Genomic DNA, 17,691 nt, shown 5'->3' on the forward strand with positions numbered 1-17,691 from the left:
GGCTATTCGATGACTACGCTTTTCGACCCTATCCGCATCGGCGACCTGGAGCTGCCTAACCGCATCGTGATGGCGCCGCTTACCCGTTGCCGCGCGAGCGCTGGCCGCGTGCCCAATGCCTTGATGGCCGAGTACTACGTACAGCGCGCCAGCGCCGGCCTGATCCTTTCCGAAGCCACGTCCGTGACCCCGATGGGCGTGGGCTACCCCAACACCCCGGGTATCTGGAGCGACGAACAGGTAGCGGGCTGGGCCAACATCACCAAGGCCGTGCACGCCGCCGGTGGCCGCATCTCCCTGCAGCTGTGGCACGTAGGCCGTATTTCACACCCCAGCTACCTCGACGGTGAACTGCCCGTTGCGCCAAGCGCCATCCAGCCCAAGGGCCATGTGAGCCTGGTGCGCCCGATCACTGAATTCCCCACGCCCCGCGCGCTGGAAACCGCCGAGATCGCCGGCATCGTGGAGGCGTATCGCCAAGGCGCCGAGAACGCGAAGAAAGCCGGTTTCGATGGCGTGGAGATTCACGGCGCCAATGGTTACCTGCTGGACCAGTTCCTGCAAAGCAGCACCAACCAGCGCACCGACCAATACGGCGGCTCGCTGGAAAACCGCGCACGCCTGTTGCTGGAAGTCACCGACGCCGCGATCAGTGTGTGGGGCGCGGGACGCGTGGGTGTACATTTGGCACCGCGTGCCGATTCCCACGACATGGGCGACGCCAACCGGGCCGAGACCTTCACCTATGTGGCGAGCGAGTTGGGCAAACGAGGGATTGCGTTTATCTGCGCCCGGGAGAAGGAAGCGGACGACAGCCTCGGCCCGCAGCTGAAGAAGGCCTTTGGCGGCGTGTACATCGCCAACGAACGCTTCACCAAGGCCAGCGCCAACGCCGCTATCGCCCGTGGTGATGCAGACGCCATTGCCTTTGGTGTGCCCTTTATCGCCAACCCGGACCTGCCAGCCCGACTGGCCGCCGATGCGCCGCTCAATGAAGCGCACCCCGAAACCTTCTATGCCGAAGGCGCGGTGGGTTACCTCGACTACCCACGGCTGTAATACCGGCCAGCCGTCGCGCCCTGCCGGTCAGGGCGCCTTGCGGTCGAGCTGTTGCTGAAGGTTCTGGATCTGCGCCTGCAGCCCATTGATGTTGCGGGTGGTCTGGCCCCGGAATGCATCGAATTCGGTGTTGGTAGGGCCACTGTTGGCTTGAGCGGCCGGGCGGTTATCCTGCTCGCTCTTGAGCACGATCAGGTCCTGCTCCAGGCGTTCGAGGCGGCCATTGAGGTCGCCTTGCTTCTTCAGCGCCGCCACGTCGTTACCCAAAGCCTTGAGTTGAGCATCCATCGCCGCTTGCGCGGCTTGCGCCCCTTTGAGTGTGGCCAGGTCGCCACTCAATGCCTTCAACTGGTTCTGCAGTTGTTCAGCGGCAGCCACTTGGGCGGCGAGCTGGGTATTGAGCTGCTCCACGCGCTTGTCGGTAGCCCCCTGCTGCCCCGCCACGCCCTGCTGTTGCCGGCCCTGGTCGTCCAGCCGCGCCTGCAACTGGCGTACCTGCAGCTTCAACGCTTCGGTATCGCTGGTCACGCTGCTCTCGCCATCCGCCACCTTGCCGCTGATCGCCTGCAACCGCCCGGCGGCTTCTTCACTGACCTTGGCAAAACTGTCCTGGGTGGCGACCAGTTGCTGCTCCATCAGCGAAATCTGCTGGAAGCTCCACCAGCCCAGCCCCGTCAGCGCGATCACCAGTGCCGCCACCAACGCCCACAATCCGCCCAGCCCAGGCGCCTTGACCGTGACCACCGGCGTGGTGCGCGAATACACCGGCTCGTGCCGAGCACTGGAGTGACCGTCGAGCAATGGCTCGTCATCATCCAGGTCATTGGCCCTGAGGCTTGGCAGGTTGTCAAAATCGTCAGCAGCGTCTTTGCGCATGGCAAGCGTTCCGGAGCGGTTCAGGGGAATGAAGGGGTGCGAGTCTAACATTGCGAAGCGGCGGCACACATGGCCTCAGCGGTACTTGCCGGAAGTGTCCTGGGCACGCCATCCGTGGCACAGCGCATCCATGCCGGCCCATACAGAAGCCTGAGGCTGGTAGCCCAGATAGTGCCGTGCGCGGTTGACGTCGAGGATGAAATCTTCGGTCATCCAGGCAATGTCCGCCGGCAGCAACGACGGGCGCGGTTGGCCGGGCCAATACACCCGGGCGAAGGCCGAAAGCCCGGCCATGAAGGCCGCCGGGGCCACGCCTCGATACGTACGCAAGGGGGGCAACTGGAGCTGGCGCAGGGCGTAATTAAGCACGTCCCAGAACGGCACCGGCGCGCCATTGGCGATGTTGTACACCCGGCCCAAAGCATCGTCATCGGCGTACAGCGCACACAGCAGGGCGTGGTCCAGGTTGGCTTGTGTGGTGAAATCCACCTTGTTCAGGCCGTTGCCCAGGATCTTCAAACGGTTGCGCGCACACAAGCGGAGCAGGCCGGGCCATACCGTGGGCTCGCCCTCGCCCAGCACGGGCGCCGGCCGCAACGCCAACACCTGCAGCCCGAACTCCTCCGCGCCGAACACTCGCTGCTCTGCACGGAAGCGCGTTTGCGCCTGCAACGTGCGCTTACGCGGGGCAAGCTGGTCCTCACGCACCGGCTGTGCGCTGCGCGGCCGCTCATACACCTGAGCGCTGGACAGGTACACCAGCCGGCGCACCTGTTCCTTGATACAGGCCTCGACCACGTTCTCGGTTGTGCCAAGGTTGGCCAGCTGGAAGTCCGCCAGGCGCCCCCAGTGGCCACCGCGGCCGGCGCAATGCACCACGGCATCCACGCCGCGGCACACGCGGCGGGCAAAATCCGGATCGGCCAGGTCGCCTTCCACCGCTTCGGCGCCCAAACGTTCCAGCCACGCCAGGCGCTCCACGCGCCGGCCCGTGGCACGCACCGCCAGCCCTTGCCCCAGGGCGTAGCGCACGAAGCTGGCGCCGATGAATCCCGTTGCGCCAGTGACCAGTATGTTCATGTGCCTCCCACTACTTATCGCCAATGCCATTGCGGACGTTCGACAAAGGCACCAAGGCACGGGCCGCTTGTTTTACCAGCTCCGCGCCGAGATCACTCAACAGCTTGCCGCCGCTGCGCCAATGGTGCCAATACAGCGGAACGTCGCTGACGTGCCCTGGCAGCAACTGATGGAGTGATCCCTTGGCCAGCTGCTCGCGAACCTGTTGCTCCGGCACCAGCCCCCAGCCCAGGCCTGCTTCGGCCATGCGTACAAAGCCTTCGGAGGACGGCACCAGATGGTGAGCGAAGCCCCCGCCCAGCCCCAGCGATGCCATGAATCGATGTTGCAGCAGGTCGTCTGGCCCAAACACCAGCGCAGGCACCCGTGCCAGCGCGGCCGTGGTAAAGCCCGTGGGGAAGTGGCGGTCGATAAACGCCTGGCTGGCCACCGCGCGATATCGCATGGCCCCGAGCGGTTCGCTGCGCGCGCCGGCCACCGGCCGCGGCTCACCACATAAGCAGGCCGCCACGTCGCCCGCGCGCATGCGGCGCAGGCCTACGTCCTGATCTTCCACTACCAGGTCGAGCAATACCTGGCGCTGTTGGCAAAAGCTGGCAACCGCGGCGGGCCACCAGGTGGCCAGGCTATCGGCGTTGATGGCTACACGCAGCCTTTCGGGCGCCCGGCTTTCATCCAGGCTGGGGACCACCTCCTGCAGGTCCCGCTCCAGCAAGCGCACCTGCTGCACATGGTTGAGCAATTGGCGGCCAACCGGCGTAGGGCTGGGAGGGGATTCGCGCACCAGTACAGGTTGCCCGAGGCGGGCTTCGAGCAGCTTCACGCGCTGGGACACTGCCGACTGTGACAGCCCAAGCGCTTGAGCCGCTCGCTCAAAACCGCCCTGCTCGATCACTGAAGCCAACGCAACCAAGAGTTTGTAATCGAACATCAGTTCTCCTAATGCCACATGAGCAGGATCTGTTTTTCTTATAGCCCGATGCGCGCAACACTGTCATGCATTTCCAGGGAGAACATCATGCTGCAGAGCTATCTGAACGGGCTGCTCATCGCCATAGGGCTGATCATGGCCATCGGCGCGCAAAATGCGTTTGTGTTGGCCCAGAGCCTGCGCCGGGAACACCATCTACCGGTAGCTGCGCTGTGTGTGTTGTGCGATGTGGTGTTGGTGGCTGCGGGCGTGTTCGGGCTGGCGACGCTGCTCGCACAAAGCCCGACCCTGCTGGGCATCGCGCGCTGGGGAGGCGCGGCTTTCCTGCTATGGTATGGCTGCAGTGCACTGCGCCGGGCCTTTTCCCGGCAGGCATTGTCAGCCGAGGGGCAAGCGCCCCGGTCGCGCCAGGCAGTGCTGCTCAGCGCATTGGCGGTGACCTTGCTAAACCCCCATGTTTACCTCGACACCGTGCTGCTGATTGGTAGCTTTGGTGCGCGCCAGACCGTACCCGGCGCGTATGTGGCCGGCGCTGCGAGTGCCTCGGCAGTGTGGTTTTTCACGCTGGCGCTGGGGGCTGCCTGGCTGGCGCCGTGGCTGGCGCGCCCCGCCACATGGAGGGTGCTGGACCTTGCCGTGGCCTTGATGATGTTCACTGTAGCCGGGCAGCTGATCCTGGGCTGAATGCCGTTGCGCTTAACCTGGCGCGCAGCGTCTATTCCACACAGTTGCCGCGTGGTTAAGCCTTGGCCCCAGTGCTATGATCCCGGGCTTGTGCCCGCCCTGCGGGCGCAGCCACGGCCGCCCGTGATCGGCCTTGCGCATAATGCACCAGACCTGATTAGGAGAATCACATGGCTTTTGAACTGCCGCCGCTGCCCTACGCACACGATGCCCTGCAGCCGCACATTTCCAAGGAAACCCTGGAATTCCACCACGACAAGCACCACAACACCTACGTCGTGAACCTGAACAACCTGATTCCGGGCACCGAATTCGAAGGCAAAACCCTCGAAGAGATCGTCAAGTCGTCGTCCGGTGGCATCTTCAACAATGCCGCGCAGGTCTGGAACCACACCTTCTACTGGAACTGCCTGTCGCCCAACGGCGGCGGCGAGCCTACCGGCAAGCTGGCCGAGGCCATCACTCAGGCCTTCGGTTCCTTCGAGAAGTTCAAGGAAGAGTTCAGCAAAACTTCGATCGGCACCTTCGGTTCCGGCTGGGGCTGGCTGGTGAAGAAGGCCGACGGTTCCCTGGCCCTGGCCAGCACCATCGGCGCGGGCAATCCCATCACCAACGGTGACACCCCGCTGCTTACCTGCGACGTGTGGGAACACGCCTACTACATCGACTACCGCAACGTACGTCCCAAATACGTCGAGGCGTTCTGGAACGTCGTGAACTGGGACTTCGTGGCCCAGCAGTTCGAAGGCAGCGCCTTCAAGGCCTGACGCGCTTTGCTGTAACGCCATCCGCGAGCTGCCCCCGCAGCTCCGTCCGGCTCCCACAGGGCACATTCATCCTGTGGGAACGGGCCAACTGGCCCGGCTCAGCCACCGCCGAGCGCCTCGATTCAAGTTCCTTCCCGCAGCTCCGATATAAAGGCAATCCATATTTTTTTCGAGCCGATGGCCTGCTTGGGCCTTGAATCTGCTCGAACCCTTTGACGGTCATTCAGGGTTTGCCAATACTCGGGCAACCGGTTACCGCGTGCTCGGAACAAGGAATTTTCCTTTGAAGGTGGAACTCAAGCACAGCTTGTCGCTGAGATTGCTGAGGATTGTGCTGCTCTCCACGCTGGTGGTGGGCGTGGTGCTCAGCTGTGGGCAAATCATTCTCGACGGCTACAAGACCCGACATACGATCGCCCGCGATGCCGAGCGCATCCTTGATATGTTCCAGGACCCGTCCACCCAGGCCGTCTATAGCCTGGACAAGGAAATGGCCATGCAGGTGATCGGAGGGCTGTTCCAGGACCCTGCCGTGCGCGCCGCCTCCATTGGCCACCCTGGCGAGGAGATGCTCGCCGAGCGCGAGCGCCCACTGGCTAATACCTCCACCCGCTGGCTCACCGATCCTGTACTGGACAAGGAACGCACCTTCAGCATCCGCTTGATTGGCCGCCCGCCCTACAACGAATACTACGGCGACCTGAATATCACGCTGGATACCGCGACCTACGGGGAAGAGTTCGTGCGCAACTCCTGGGTGCTGTTCGTCTCCGGGGTACTGCGCGCCATGCTCATGGGCCTGGTGCTGTACATGGTGTATCACTGGCTGCTGACCAAGCCGCTGTCGCGCATGCTCGAACACCTGAGCGAGATCACGCCGGACCGGCCCGGTCAGCACCAGCTGCCGCTTCCCAAGGGCCATGAAAAGAACGAACTGGGCTTGTGGGTGCGCACCGCGAACCAGTTGCTGGCGTCCATCGAGCGCAATACCTCACTGCGCCGTGAGGCCGAGGACAGTTTATTGCGCATGTCCCAGTACGACTTCCTCACCGGCTTGCCCAACCGTCTGCAACTGCAGCAGCAACTGGACCAGATCCTGATCGACGCGGCTCGCATGCAGCGGCGCGTAGCGGTCATCTGTGTGGGCCTGGATGACTTCAAGGGCGTGAACGAGCAGTACAGCTATCAGGCAGGCGACCAATTGCTGTTGGCCACCGCCGACCGGCTTCGCGCCCACAGCGGCCGCCTCGGTGCCTTGGCCCGCCTGGGAGGCGACCAGTTCGCACTGGTGCAGGCCAATATCGAGGAGCCCTACAAGGCCGCCGAGCTGGCCCAGCAGATCCTTGACGACCTTGCCGCGCCCTTCGCCCTGGATGCCCGCGAGATCCGCCTGCGCGCCACTATCGGCATCACCCTCTTCCCCGAAGACGGCGACAGCACCGAGAAGCTGCTGCAAAAGGCCGAGCAAACGATGACACTGGCCAAGACCCGGTCACGCAACCGCTATCAGTTTTATGTCGCCAGCGTGGACAGCGAGATGCGCCGCCGCCGTGAGCTGGAAAAAGCCCTGCGCGAAGCCCTGGCACACAACCAGCTGTTCCTGGTGTATCAACCCCAGATCAGCTACCGCGACCACCGTATCGTGGGCGTGGAGGCACTGTTGCGCTGGCAGCACCCGGAGTTCGGGTTTATCCCGCCGGATCAGTTCATTCCCTTGGCGGAACAGAACGGCACCATCGTTTCGATCGGTGAATGGGTACTCGACCAGGCCTGCGCGCAGCTGCGCGAATGGCATGACCAGGGCTTCACCCATTTGCGTATGGCGGTAAACCTGTCCACGGTGCAGCTGCACCACAGCGAACTGCCTCGGGTGGTGAGCAACATCTTGCAGATGTACAGCTTGCCACCGCGCAGCCTCGAACTGGAAGTCACCGAAACCGGCCTGATGGAAGACATCAGCACCGCCGCCCAGCACTTGCTGAGCTTGCGCCAGTCCGGCGCCTTGATCGCCATCGATGACTTCGGTACCGGGTACTCGTCCCTGGGCTATCTGCGCTCGCTTCCGCTGGACAAGATCAAGATCGATAAAAGCTTCGTGAAAGACCTGCTCGACGACGAAGATGACGCAACCATCGTTCGTGCCGTGATTCAGCTGGGCAAGAGCCTGGGCATGCAGGTGATTGCCGAAGGCGTGGAAACGGCCGAACAGGAGGCCTACATCATTGCCGAGGGATGTCACGAAGGCCAAGGCTATTACTACTCACGGCCCTTGCCAGCGCGTGACCTGCTGACGTTCCTCAAGCAGGCCGAGCGTGGGCGGGTAATCCATTCCTGAGGGTGTGGCCTGGATGAATTATTTTTCAGCCGGGCCTTTACATCAAATGCAAATCCTTCGCATCATGTGGCCCGCTTCGTTCGGCGCCACGGGCGCCTATCGCCACTTCTGATGCAGGAATTGCCCATGATCCGTACGCCGTTGGTTGCCAGTTTGCTGGCCATTGCCATTTCGCTCGCCGGTTGCGGCGACAACGACAAGGAAAAGGCAGCCGCGCAAACGCCTGCGCCGACAGCGGCTAACGCCAGCGCCACCCCTGCGGCGGTCGCCCTGGATCAAGCGGCGGCCAAGGCCGTTGTCGGCCATTACAGCGAAATGGTATACGCGGTATTCAGCGACGCCCTCACCACCGCAACGGCGCTGCAACAAGCTGTGGATGCCTTCCTTGCCAAGCCCGACGCCAATACGCTCAAGGCCGCGCGCGAAGCCTGGCTCGCCGCCCGGCCCTCCTACCTGCAAAGCGAAGTCTTCCGCTTTGGCAACACCATCATCGACGACTGGGAAGGCCAGGTGAACGCCTGGCCCCTGGACGAAGGCCTGATCGACTACGTGGCCAAAGGGTATGAACCTGCCCTGGGTAACCCGGGCGGCAGCGCCAACATCATCGCCAACACGGAAATCCAGGTTGGCGAAGACAAGGTTGACGTGAAAGACATCACTCCGGAGAAGCTCGCCAGCCTCAATGAGCTGGGCGGCTCCGAGGCCAACGTTGCCACCGGTTACCACGCCATCGAGTTCCTGCTGTGGGGCCAGGATCTCAACGGCACGGGCCCGGGGGCCGGCAACCGCCCCGCCAGCGACTACCTGCAGGGCAAGGGCGCCACGGGCGGCCACAACGGTCGCCGCCGCGCCTACCTCAAGGCCTCGACCGACCTGCTGGTCGGCGACCTGAAGGAAATGGTCGGCAACTGGAAGCCGGGCGTGGCCGACAACTACCGCGCCAGCCTGGAAGCCGAGCCTGTAGACAGCGGCCTGCGCAAGATGCTGTTCGGCATGGGCAGCCTATCGCTGGGTGAACTGGCCGGCGAGCGCCTGAAGGTGGCCCTGGAAGCCAATTCGCCTGAAGACGAACATGACTGCTTCAGCGACAACACCCATAACTCGGCCTTCTTCAATGCCAAGGGCATTCGCAACGTTTACCTGGGCGAATACCTGCGCGCCGACGGCACCCGCCTGACCGGTCCGAGCCTGTCGTCGCTGGTGGCGAAGATCGACCCGGCCACCGACGAAGCCCTCAAGGCCGACCTGGCGGACACCGAAGCGAAAATGCAGGTGATCGTGGATCACGCCACCAAGGGCGAGCACTTCGACCAGCTGATTGCCTCGGGCAACACCGCCGGCAACCAGATCGTGCGCGATGCGATCGGTGCGCTGGTGAAGCAGACCGGCGCGATCGAGCAGGCTGCCGGGAAGTTGGGGATCACGGATCTGAATCCGGACAACGCTGAACACGAGTTCTAGGGGAAGGCGCTCGGTGATGCTGCGCTGAGCGACGATTCTTTCATGGCGAGCCCTGCCCTGCAGTGGCTCGCTTTTGCATTTTTGTAGCGCGGGTTATTTCGATGTTTCCAATGGCGGTTCACAGGTCATTCCTTGCCTTGGCCATAGGCCTGGGGCTGGGGCTGGTGGCTTGCGACCAGGCGCCACGCTTCACTGCGGCCGAACCGGGGGAAGCGCTCTCCGGCGGCTCCGCGACTGTGCAGCGCAGCGATGTGAATGCCTATGCCCTGCCCTCGGGCAATCTCGGCGCGGCGCGGCGGGTGGACTTCAGCGTGGGCAACAGCTTCTTTCGCAACCCCTGGGTGATCGCGCCGTCCACCACCACCGCGCGGGATGGGCTGGGGCCGCTGTTCAATACCAATGCGTGCCAGAACTGCCACATTCGGGATGGCCGTGGCCAACCGCCCGAGCCCGGGGCAAGCAATGCGGTGTCCATGCTGGTGAGGCTGTCCGTACCGCCCACCGCTGAAGCGGCCAGCAGCGTGCACCGGCTTGGTTTCGCCCCAGAACCCACCTACGGCATGCAATTGCAGGACATGGCCATCCCGGGCGTGCAACCGGAAGGCCGTGTGCGGGTACGCTATACCCCGGTTCCGGTTACCTTTGCCGACGGGTTCAGGGTAGAGCTGCGCAAGCCGGAACTGCAGATCGATCAGCTGGGCTATGGGCCGCTGCATCCGCAGGTGCGGATGTCCGCCCGGATCGCCCCGCCAATGATCGGCCTGGGCTTGCTCGAGGCCATCCCTGAAAGCGCCATTGTGGCTAACGCCAACGCCCAGGCCACCGCCAACGATGGCGTACGCGGCCGCCCCAACCAAGTGTTCGAAGACGCCAGCGGGCAAAAAGTGCTGGGGCGCTTCGGCTGGAAAGGCGGTCAGCCAAGCCTGGACCAACAGAACGCCCATGCCTTCGCCGGGGACCTGGGGATAACCTCCTCGCTGCACCCCACCGACGATTGCACACCGGCACAGGCCGCGTGCCTGGGTGCAGCCAACGGCAACCAGAGCGCGACCGAGGCCTTTGAAGTCAGCGACAACATTCGCAGGCTGGTGTTGTTCTACAGCCGTAACCTTGGCGTGCCAGCACGGCGCGGCGAAGCAAGTGCGCAGGTGCTCGAAGGTAAAAGCCTGTTCCATCAGGCCGGTTGCCAGGCCTGCCATGTCCCGCATTACGTCACCCGCGCCGATGCCGCTGAACCAGAGCTCGCCAACCAGTCCATCCGACCGTACACGGACCTGCTGCTGCACGACATGGGCCCAGGCCTCGCCGATGGCCATGAGGAGTTCGAAGCGCGTGGCCAGGACTGGCGAACGCCGCCGTTGTGGGGCATCGGCTTGTCCGGAACGGTAAACCCTCGAGGCCGCTACCTGCATGATGGCCGCGCGCGGAACCTGCTCGAAGCCGTGTTGTGGCACGACGGCGAAGCCGCCGGGGCAAAGTTGAAGGTGTTGCGTTTCGACGCAGATCAGCGATCGGCATTGCTGGCCTTTCTCGAATCCCTATAACATTCCCGACCTTTTGCTGTGGAGCCCCTCATGTTCCGTCCCAAGCTGCTGTTCACCAGCCTTGCCGCCCTCGCCCTCGGTGCGTGCGCGCCCCAGGACCCGCAAGCGGTGACCAGCGCCGCATTGGCCAGCCAGGTGATATTACCCACCTACAGCCAGTGGGTAGACGCCGATCGGCAGCTCGCACAAAGCGCCTTGGCGTTCTGTCAGGGCACGGAAAGCCTGGACAAGGCCCGTGCTGACTTCCTCGCCGCGCAAAAAGCCTGGGCGGCCTTGCAGCCATTGCTGATCGGGCCGCTGGCCGAGGGCAACCGTGCCTGGTCCGTGCAATTCTGGCCGGACAAGAAAAACCTGGTCGGGCGCCAGGTGGAACAGCTTGTGGCTACCGGCGGCGCCCTTGATGCCGCCGCACTGGGCAAGGCCAGCGTGGTAGTACAGGGGCTTTCTGCCTATGAGTACATCCTCTTCGACAGCAAGCCCGAGGTTGCCGACGCAGCCCGCAAGGCGAGTTATTGCCCGCTGCTGGTCGCCATCGGCGAGCACCAGAAGGCACTGGCCGAGGGCATCCTGGCCAGCTGGAAGCGCGATGACGGCATGCTGGCGCAGCTCACCAAATTCCCTAACCAGCGGTATGCCGATGCCCACGAAGCCATCGCCGACCTGCTGCGGGCCCAGGTGACCGCGCTCGACAGTTTGAAGAAAAAACTCGGCGCGCCCATGGGCCGGCAAAGCAAAGGCGTTGCCCAGCCGTACCAAGCCGAAGCGTGGCGCAGCCAGTCCTCGCTCAAAAGCCTTCAGGCCAGCCTGAGCGCCGCTCAAGCCGTGTGGAACGGGGTGGACGGAAAAGGCTTGCGCGCGCTTTTGCCAAGCGATCAAAAGCCACTGGCCGACAAGATCGACGCCGCCTATGGCGCTGCCGCCCAGGCCTTGAACGACAATCAGAAAACCCTCACCGAATTGCTGGCCGACCCAGCCGGGCAGCAAACGCTGGACGGGATTTACGACCGTCTCAATACTGTGCATCGCCTCCACGAAGGCGAACTGGCCCGCGCGCTGAACATACAGCTGGGCTTCAACGCCAATGACGGTGACTGACATGCAACGCTCGCTTTCGGCACTGGCTCAACGGTTGGCAGGCTCGCTGAAACTCGGCGGCTGGCGCCTGATCGGCAACCGGAGCCGAAGCGCGCTGCTGTTGTCCGCCCGCGATGACGCCGACGGCGGCCACTATGCCGTGGGTTATCGTATCGACGGTACCGTGGCCTTCAGTACCCAGGTGGCGCAGCGGTGCCATGCCATCATCGAGCACCCTCACCAACCGATAGCGCTGTTCGTGGCCCGCCGCCCGGGCACTGAAAGCTACCTTGTGGACCTACGAGACGGCCGCCTGCTGCAAACCCTGCACTCGCAGCCCGGCCGGCATTTTTACGGCCATGCGGTCGTCCACCACGCTGGGGAATGGTTGTACGCGACGGAGAACGACACCACTCAGCCAGGCCGCGGCCTGCTGGGCGTGTACCGCTTCACCGGCGAGCGGCTGGAGCACTTCGGCGAGTTGCCCACTCACGGCATAGGGCCTCACGAAGTGGCCTGGCTACCGGACCGGGAAACCCTGGTGGTTGCCAACGGCGGTATCCGCACGGAAGCGGAGAGTCGGGTAGACATGAACCTCGATGCCATGGAGCCAAGCCTGGTACTGATGCGCCGGGACGGCACCTTGATCAGCAAGGAAACCCTTGCCCAGCCCATGAACAGCATCCGCCACCTGGCTGTGGCCAGCGACGGCAGCGTGGCGGCGTGCCAGCAGTTCATGGGCAGCGGCGAAGAGGTCGCGCAGTTGTTGGCCATCAAGCGGCCCGGCGAAGCGTTCGCGCCTTTCCCCGTGCGTGATGATCAACTGCTTTCCATGGGCAATTACACCGCCAGCGTGGCCATCAACGACACGCTGCGCCTGGTGGCAATAACGGCCCCTCGGGCCAACCGCTTCTTCGTATGGGACCTGGACACGGCTGAGGTGAAGGTGGACGCGCCCATGCCCGATTGTGCCGGCGTTGCGGCGGTAAAAGGGGGATTTGTGGTCACCTCCGGGCAAGGGCGGTGCCGTTATTACAGCGCCCGCAAGGGGCAATGGCTGGGCACGCCGCTGGCACTGCCATCAGCGCATTGGGATAACCATTTGCACGTGTTGCAGCCATAGTTGCAGCCGCCAGAAACGAAAAATCCCGCCGAAGCGGGATTTTTCGTTGCACAAGGTTTGCTCAAGCGCCGGAACGCAGGCCCTGAGTAAGGCCGAACATAAGCAGCAATGCGTTATGGCCCGGCTGAACCTGATCCGTACTGGCCTTTTGCGCCTTGGGAAAGGGGCAAATACCCTGGCCGTCTTCAGCCCGCAATACACCCGGGCCAGGCTCGTCCCAAGCCGCGACCGCAACGGTGGTCAATGCCAACGAGGCCAACAAAAACAAACTTCGTGCAATTTGTAGGTTCATCGCTCTAACCCTTTGACAACGCTGCCAAACGCCGTCTCGTAAAAGTAGAGCAGTTTCTTCCAGTCCGCATCGCTGAACGACGAATGGCGGCGCAGTTGTTTCATGTCATGTTGCGAGGCTGCCGCTGCGGTAAACCGGCGCCGGCACTTCTCCAGATCCAGCAGTGCCACCTCGGCCTTGGGGCCGCTGGCCGTTTCGGTTACCCGAACGAATACATGCTTGATGTACAGGCAACTGTGCTGCCAACGCCCTTGATGCATCCGCGCCAGGTTGACGGCCAGATCCTTGAGCAACTGGTCGTGCAGCGCTTCACCATAGCGCTCGCGCCCACCTTTCTCGTACCAGTGGGTGATTTCCTCGAAACCGTCCAGCGATGCGGTCACCAGCAAGGCTTTCCAGCCCACTGCCTGGTCGCGCCGGGCGCCGCAGAACAGCAGCCGTGGCACTCGCACCTGAAGCTTGCTCAGGCCCTGCAAGGCATCGCGCTCGCGCAACACGGTGGGCCGGCCAAACGGGTGCAGCGGGGAGCGGTAGATATGCCCCACCTGCCGCTTCACATAAATCATGTTGTGATCAGGCAAAATAACCCGCTGTACGCCGCTTTCGCCGCCGCGGCGCCGGTTGGGCTCTTCCACCCATTCGCCCTGGCTCTGCCAATAGCGTTCAAAGCCAGCCTGGCTACTGTCAAAGCTGGGTTCACCCGCCTGTTCTACCGCCATCAAGGTCACTCCTTACGCAATACATACACTCGCCACATGGCATACAGGGGCAAAAAGTCGAGGCGCTCCTGAATCCGGAAGCCCGCTTTGGCGAACTCGGCCTCCACGGTGTTTACCGGTAACAGGAAACGGTTCTGGTACTTCGGTGCTTCGCCTCGCCTGGCGCGGTTACGCTCCGAACGCTGGCGCTTCCACGCCTTGAAGTTGCCATCCACCCACAAGGAAAGAACGACCGAATCCCGGCTCACACGATGAAACTCGCGAAGCATGGCCACACGGTGGCTCGACTCGCCGATGTGGTGCATCAGGCGCATCGAGAAAATGCAATCGACAGCGCTGTCTGGCAAATCAATGTCAAAGGCCGAGGTCTGCATCGGCCGAACCCGCTCCACCACCTGCGGTGGCTGCATTTTACAGGCCGTGGCAACCATGTCCGGCGAGTTATCGGCACCGATGATCACACGGTTCGCTTTCTCGGCGAGCATGGGCCAGAACCGCCCCGCGCCGCACGGCAGGTCGAGCACCAGGCTGGGATCCCCCGCCAGCTCCAGCGCCTTGCGCGCCAGTTGCACATCCCGCAGGTGCGAAAGGCGGCGCGACAGGCCATTCTGGTGCTTGTGAAAGTAACGCCGTGCATGCGCTTCGTCGTACTTTTCGGAAAACTCGAGCTTGATCGGATTGCTCATCTGAACCTCCTGGAACACGCCGTGCACCTTAGGGTTCAGGAGGTTGTCGCTTGGTCATCTAAACGTGAAAAAACTGTAATGGGACGTTAACAGGCTGATGAGTGCGTTGCCAGATGTTTCAATTTTGCGCAGATGAAACCCTGTTTACGCACCATCGGGTGTTCCTAGCACTACATGGAATACGCACCCCTGTGGCTCATTGGTGGTAAGCGTAACGGTCCAGCCCTGGTCATCGCAGATCCGCTGCACCAGCGACAGGCCCAGGCCAAGCCCCTCGCCACGCTTCTCGTTGCCGCGCACAAATGGCTGGAACATCGCTTCGCGCTTTTCTTCAGGAATGCCCACGCCGGTGTCCTCGACACTGAAGCCCGCCGGGTTGAGGCTCAAGCGAATGAACCCTTGATCCGTGTAATGCAGCGCATTGCGCAACAGGTTGCTCATCACCGTGTGAAGGAAGGTGGCGTTGTAGCGGTGGTCTGTCGCCTGGCCTGGTTCATACAGCAACGCCAGGCCCTTTTGCTCGATAGGCTGGCGCCACTGCGCCAGAAGGTCCTCGGCCACTTCGGCCAACGTGATCTGTGCGGCCATGGTCTCGTTACGCTGGGCGCGCGCGAGCATCAGGAAGGTCTGTACCAGTTCGCGCATCTCTTCGCAGGCACGGGTAATGCGTTCCGCCTGGGCCCTGGCGCGTTCGTCGAGGCGATCATTGGCCAACAACAGCTCGCAGGACGTGGCAAGAACCATCAGCGGTGTGCGCAGCTCATGGCTGACGTCGCTGGTGAACAGCCGCTCACGGGTCAGCGCCTGGCGCAGCCGGCCAAGGGTGGCGTCGAAGGCAACAGCCAACTGCCCCACTTCGTCTTCGGCGTAGTCCGGGGCCAGCGGTGGGGCCAGCCCGAGCAACTGATCGCGATGGCGAACCTGCCGGGCCAGCCGGATGACCGGAGCCATTACGCGCCGTGCCAATACCCAGCCAAGCAACACCGCCAGTGCGAGGCTGAGCACGAAGCCCACCACCACAACGGCAAAAAGAATACGTTCACGCTCTTCGAAATCGCTCTGGTCCTGCAGCAGCACGTAGCGGCGGCCGTCAATGATTTCCACCATTGCGTGGTAGGAAAGGTCGCCACGAAAGACCTCGTGAAAACCCGCCGACAAGTGCCGCAGGTCTTTGGGCAGTGCGAAATCGCCGCGGCCATTGCTGAAGTAGAACAGCTGGTCCGGCTCGGGGCGATGGCTCCAGTCGTCCATGGTGTCCATGAGTAGCAGGCGCTGCAGGTCCCCACCCAGCCCGGCGGAGATGAGCTTTTCTTCTACCAGGTGCACCGTCGCCACGATGCCCACCGCGAAGGCCCCCGCCACCAGCGCGCTCATCAGCGCGAAGGCGATGATGATCCGCTGTGCAAGGCTTTGCTTAAACTCCATCCCTGCCCTCGGTGAGGCGATAGCCTACGCCATGCACCGTTTGCAGCAGGGGCTTGGCGAAGGGCTTGTCGATAACCTGGCGCAACTGATGCACGTGGCTGCGCAAGCTGTCGCTGTCGGGGCAGTCATCACCCCAGAGCGCTTCTTCAAGCACTTCGCGGCGCAGCACGTGAGGGCTTTTCTGCATCAACACCGCCAACAGCTTGAGGCCGACCGGGTTGAGCTTGAGCAGCTTGCCCTCCCGCACCACCTCCAGCGTATCCAGGTCATAGTGCAGGTCGCCCACCTGCAAGGTGCGCTTTCCTCCGCCCTGGGCGCGGCGCATCACTGCCTCGATGCGGGCGGCCAATTCCGACAGCGCGAAGGGTTTGACCAGGTAGTCGTCTGCGCCGTTGCGGAAGCCTTGCAAGCGGTCGTCCAATTGGTCACGGGCCGTAAGCATGATCACCGGCGTGTCCAGGCGAGCATCCTCGCGCAGGCGCTTGCACAAGGTGTAGCCGTCGATCCCGGGCAGCATCACGTCGAGCACGATGAGGTCATAGTGCTCGGTGGCAGCCAGGTGAAGGCCCGAAAGCCCGTCCTGGGCGCAGTCCACCGTATAGCCTTTGAGGCCCAGGTAATCGGCCAGGTTGGCAAGAATGTCGCGGTTGTCTTCGACCACGAGAATGCGCATGGATGGTTCCTCTTTTTACGCTGCACGACCGGAAGCCGGCGCAGCTTACGCCCTGTTCGCGGCCCAGTGCTAGCGCAAATCCTCACCGCAAAATTTTCACGCGTCCTTGACGGTAGGGCCACGGCGGGCTTGCGAAAGTGCTGCGCCATTGACCACGCCCCGGTTTTGGAGGCCTCATGATTGCCCGCTACACCCGCCCGCTCAATTGGCCCCTGGCGCTGGGAATTCCCGCGCTACTGGTATTTGGCCTGCTGTTGCTTGAGTTCACCAACCTGGATATGTGGCTGGCCAGGCTGGCCTATGACAGCCGTGCCAGGCAGTTCCTGGGAAAACACAGTGCCTTTCTGGAAGATGTACTGCATGACCGCGCCAAGCAAGCGGTGATCGTGATCGGCCTTCTGGCCGTAGCGGCGTTTCTGGGCTCGATGGTGCTGGCCCGGCTTAAACCCTGGCGACGCGAGCTCGGCTGCGTGGTGCTGTCGATGGCGCTGTCCACCAGTTTCGTGACGCCGCTCAAGGCGGTGACCGAAGTTCAGTGCCCCTGGAGCCTGACTCAGTTCGGCGGTAGCGAAACCTACAGCAAGGTGTTCGAAAGCCGCCCGGCAACCGATCACCCAGGCCGATGCTGGCCAGGCGGTCACGCGGCTACCGGCTTTACCTTGTTTGCCCTGTACTTTGCGCTCCGCGATCGGCGGCCTCGGTTGGCACGTGCGGCCTTTGGCGTAGCGCTGGGGCTTGGCATCGTGTTTTCCGTGGGCCGGATGCTGCAAGGCGCGCACTTCTTTTCCCATAACGTATGGACTGCCGTGTTCTGCTGGTGGATCTGCCTGGGCGCCTACAGGCTGGTGCTGTACCGCCGGCCGGCAACACGTGTGTTAGCGGCCAGCCTGCCAACGGGTTCATAGCCCAATCCAGGCCATAAAAAAAAGCCATAAAAAAACCCCGCCGTTTAACCGGCGGGG

General features: G+C 63.0%; 17 protein-coding genes. 9 read left to right on the top strand and 8 right to left on the bottom strand.

Going from position 1 to position 17,691, the window contains the following annotated elements; translation table 11 throughout:
• The first annotated feature begins 9 nt into the window (after window positions 1–9).
• The gene (locus AC3Z8Y_RS19685; protein WP_490087235.1) at window positions 10–1,059 is read left to right on the top strand and encodes an alkene reductase; all 1,050 of its coding nucleotides are present in this window, start codon (window positions 10–12) and stop codon (window positions 1,057–1,059) included.
• A gap of 27 nt (window positions 1,060–1,086) precedes the next feature.
• Here AC3Z8Y_RS19685 and AC3Z8Y_RS19690 read toward each other — a convergent pair whose 3' ends face one another.
• From AC3Z8Y_RS19690 to AC3Z8Y_RS19700, 3 genes are all read right to left on the bottom strand, one after another.
• Window positions 1,087–1,935, bottom strand: a complete 849-nt coding sequence (locus AC3Z8Y_RS19690; protein WP_490087236.1) for an ATPase — start codon at window positions 1,933–1,935, stop codon at window positions 1,087–1,089.
• Window positions 1,936–2,010: 75 nt separating this feature from the next.
• Window positions 2,011–3,015 (bottom strand): NAD-dependent epimerase/dehydratase family protein, encoded by a 1,005-nt coding sequence (locus AC3Z8Y_RS19695; RefSeq protein WP_490087237.1) that lies wholly within the window; start codon window positions 3,013–3,015, stop codon window positions 2,011–2,013.
• Window positions 3,016–3,025: 10 nt separating this feature from the next.
• Window positions 3,026–3,946: a LysR family transcriptional regulator ArgP gene (locus AC3Z8Y_RS19700; protein ID WP_490087238.1), complete on the bottom strand. Its 921-nt coding sequence runs from the start codon at window positions 3,944–3,946 to the stop codon at window positions 3,026–3,028.
• Between the two features lie 87 nt (window positions 3,947–4,033).
• Here AC3Z8Y_RS19700 and AC3Z8Y_RS19705 point away from each other — a divergent pair, with 87 nt between their 5' ends.
• The 7 genes from AC3Z8Y_RS19705 to AC3Z8Y_RS19735 all read left to right on the top strand — a co-directional run bounded on the left by AC3Z8Y_RS19705 (window position 4,034) and on the right by AC3Z8Y_RS19735 (window position 12,934).
• On the top strand, window positions 4,034–4,630 hold the full coding sequence (locus AC3Z8Y_RS19705; protein ID WP_181115296.1) for a LysE/ArgO family amino acid transporter: 597 nt from the start codon (window positions 4,034–4,036) through the stop codon (window positions 4,628–4,630).
• A gap of 170 nt (window positions 4,631–4,800) precedes the next feature.
• Window positions 4,801–5,397, top strand: coding sequence for a superoxide dismutase (locus AC3Z8Y_RS19710; RefSeq protein ID WP_181119485.1), 597 nt, complete (start codon window positions 4,801–4,803; stop codon window positions 5,395–5,397).
• Between the two features lie 283 nt (window positions 5,398–5,680).
• Window positions 5,681–7,732 (top strand): putative bifunctional diguanylate cyclase/phosphodiesterase, encoded by a 2,052-nt coding sequence (locus tag AC3Z8Y_RS19715; protein WP_490087239.1) that lies wholly within the window; start codon window positions 5,681–5,683, stop codon window positions 7,730–7,732.
• A 126-nt stretch (window positions 7,733–7,858) separates the two neighbouring features.
• Window positions 7,859–9,193: an imelysin family protein gene (locus AC3Z8Y_RS19720; protein ID WP_490087240.1), complete on the top strand. Its 1,335-nt coding sequence runs from the start codon at window positions 7,859–7,861 to the stop codon at window positions 9,191–9,193.
• 110 nt (window positions 9,194–9,303) lie between these two features.
• Window positions 9,304–10,737 carry a di-heme oxidoreductase family protein gene (locus tag AC3Z8Y_RS19725; RefSeq protein ID WP_490087241.1) on the top strand — a complete coding sequence of 478 codons (1,434 nt, stop codon included), beginning with the start codon at window positions 9,304–9,306 and terminating at the stop codon, window positions 10,735–10,737.
• A 30-nt stretch (window positions 10,738–10,767) separates the two neighbouring features.
• A complete protein-coding gene (locus AC3Z8Y_RS19730) occupies window positions 10,768–11,832 on the top strand; it encodes an imelysin family protein (RefSeq protein ID WP_490087242.1) in 1,065 nt (354 codons plus the stop codon).
• 1 nt (window position 11,833) lies between these two features.
• Window positions 11,834–12,934, top strand: a complete 1,101-nt coding sequence (locus AC3Z8Y_RS19735; protein ID WP_490087243.1) for a DUF1513 domain-containing protein — start codon at window positions 11,834–11,836, stop codon at window positions 12,932–12,934.
• Window positions 12,935–12,995: 61 nt separating this feature from the next.
• On the opposite strand, the gene AC3Z8Y_RS19740 is transcribed toward AC3Z8Y_RS19735, so the two are convergent.
• From AC3Z8Y_RS19740 to AC3Z8Y_RS19760, 5 genes are all read right to left on the bottom strand, one after another.
• The gene (locus tag AC3Z8Y_RS19740) at window positions 12,996–13,226 is read right to left on the bottom strand and encodes a hypothetical protein (RefSeq protein WP_490087244.1); all 231 of its coding nucleotides are present in this window, start codon (window positions 13,224–13,226) and stop codon (window positions 12,996–12,998) included.
• Window positions 13,223–13,945: a lipopolysaccharide kinase InaA family protein gene (locus AC3Z8Y_RS19745; RefSeq protein ID WP_490087245.1), complete on the bottom strand. Its 723-nt coding sequence runs from the start codon at window positions 13,943–13,945 to the stop codon at window positions 13,223–13,225. The genes AC3Z8Y_RS19740 and AC3Z8Y_RS19745 overlap by 4 nt, the downstream gene beginning before the upstream one ends.
• A 5-nt stretch (window positions 13,946–13,950) precedes the next feature.
• Window positions 13,951–14,631 carry a class I SAM-dependent methyltransferase gene (locus AC3Z8Y_RS19750; RefSeq protein ID WP_490087246.1) on the bottom strand — a complete coding sequence of 227 codons (681 nt, stop codon included), beginning with the start codon at window positions 14,629–14,631 and terminating at the stop codon, window positions 13,951–13,953.
• Between the two features lie 144 nt (window positions 14,632–14,775).
• Window positions 14,776–16,056 carry a sensor histidine kinase gene (locus tag AC3Z8Y_RS19755; protein WP_490087247.1) on the bottom strand — a complete coding sequence of 427 codons (1,281 nt, stop codon included), beginning with the start codon at window positions 16,054–16,056 and terminating at the stop codon, window positions 14,776–14,778.
• Entirely contained in the window at window positions 16,046–16,729 is a 684-nt protein-coding gene (locus AC3Z8Y_RS19760; RefSeq protein WP_181115312.1) for a response regulator transcription factor, read from the bottom strand. Before AC3Z8Y_RS19760 ends, AC3Z8Y_RS19755 begins: the two co-directional genes overlap by 11 nt.
• A 176-nt stretch (window positions 16,730–16,905) precedes the next feature.
• Between AC3Z8Y_RS19760 and AC3Z8Y_RS19765 the strand changes: the two genes are divergently transcribed.
• Window positions 16,906–17,634, top strand: coding sequence for a phosphatase PAP2 family protein (locus AC3Z8Y_RS19765; RefSeq protein WP_490087248.1), 729 nt, complete (start codon window positions 16,906–16,908; stop codon window positions 17,632–17,634).
• Window positions 17,635–17,691 lie beyond the last annotated feature (57 nt).

The sequence above is a fragment of the Pseudomonas sp. 3MAES_34.3B genome (assembly GCF_058145875.1).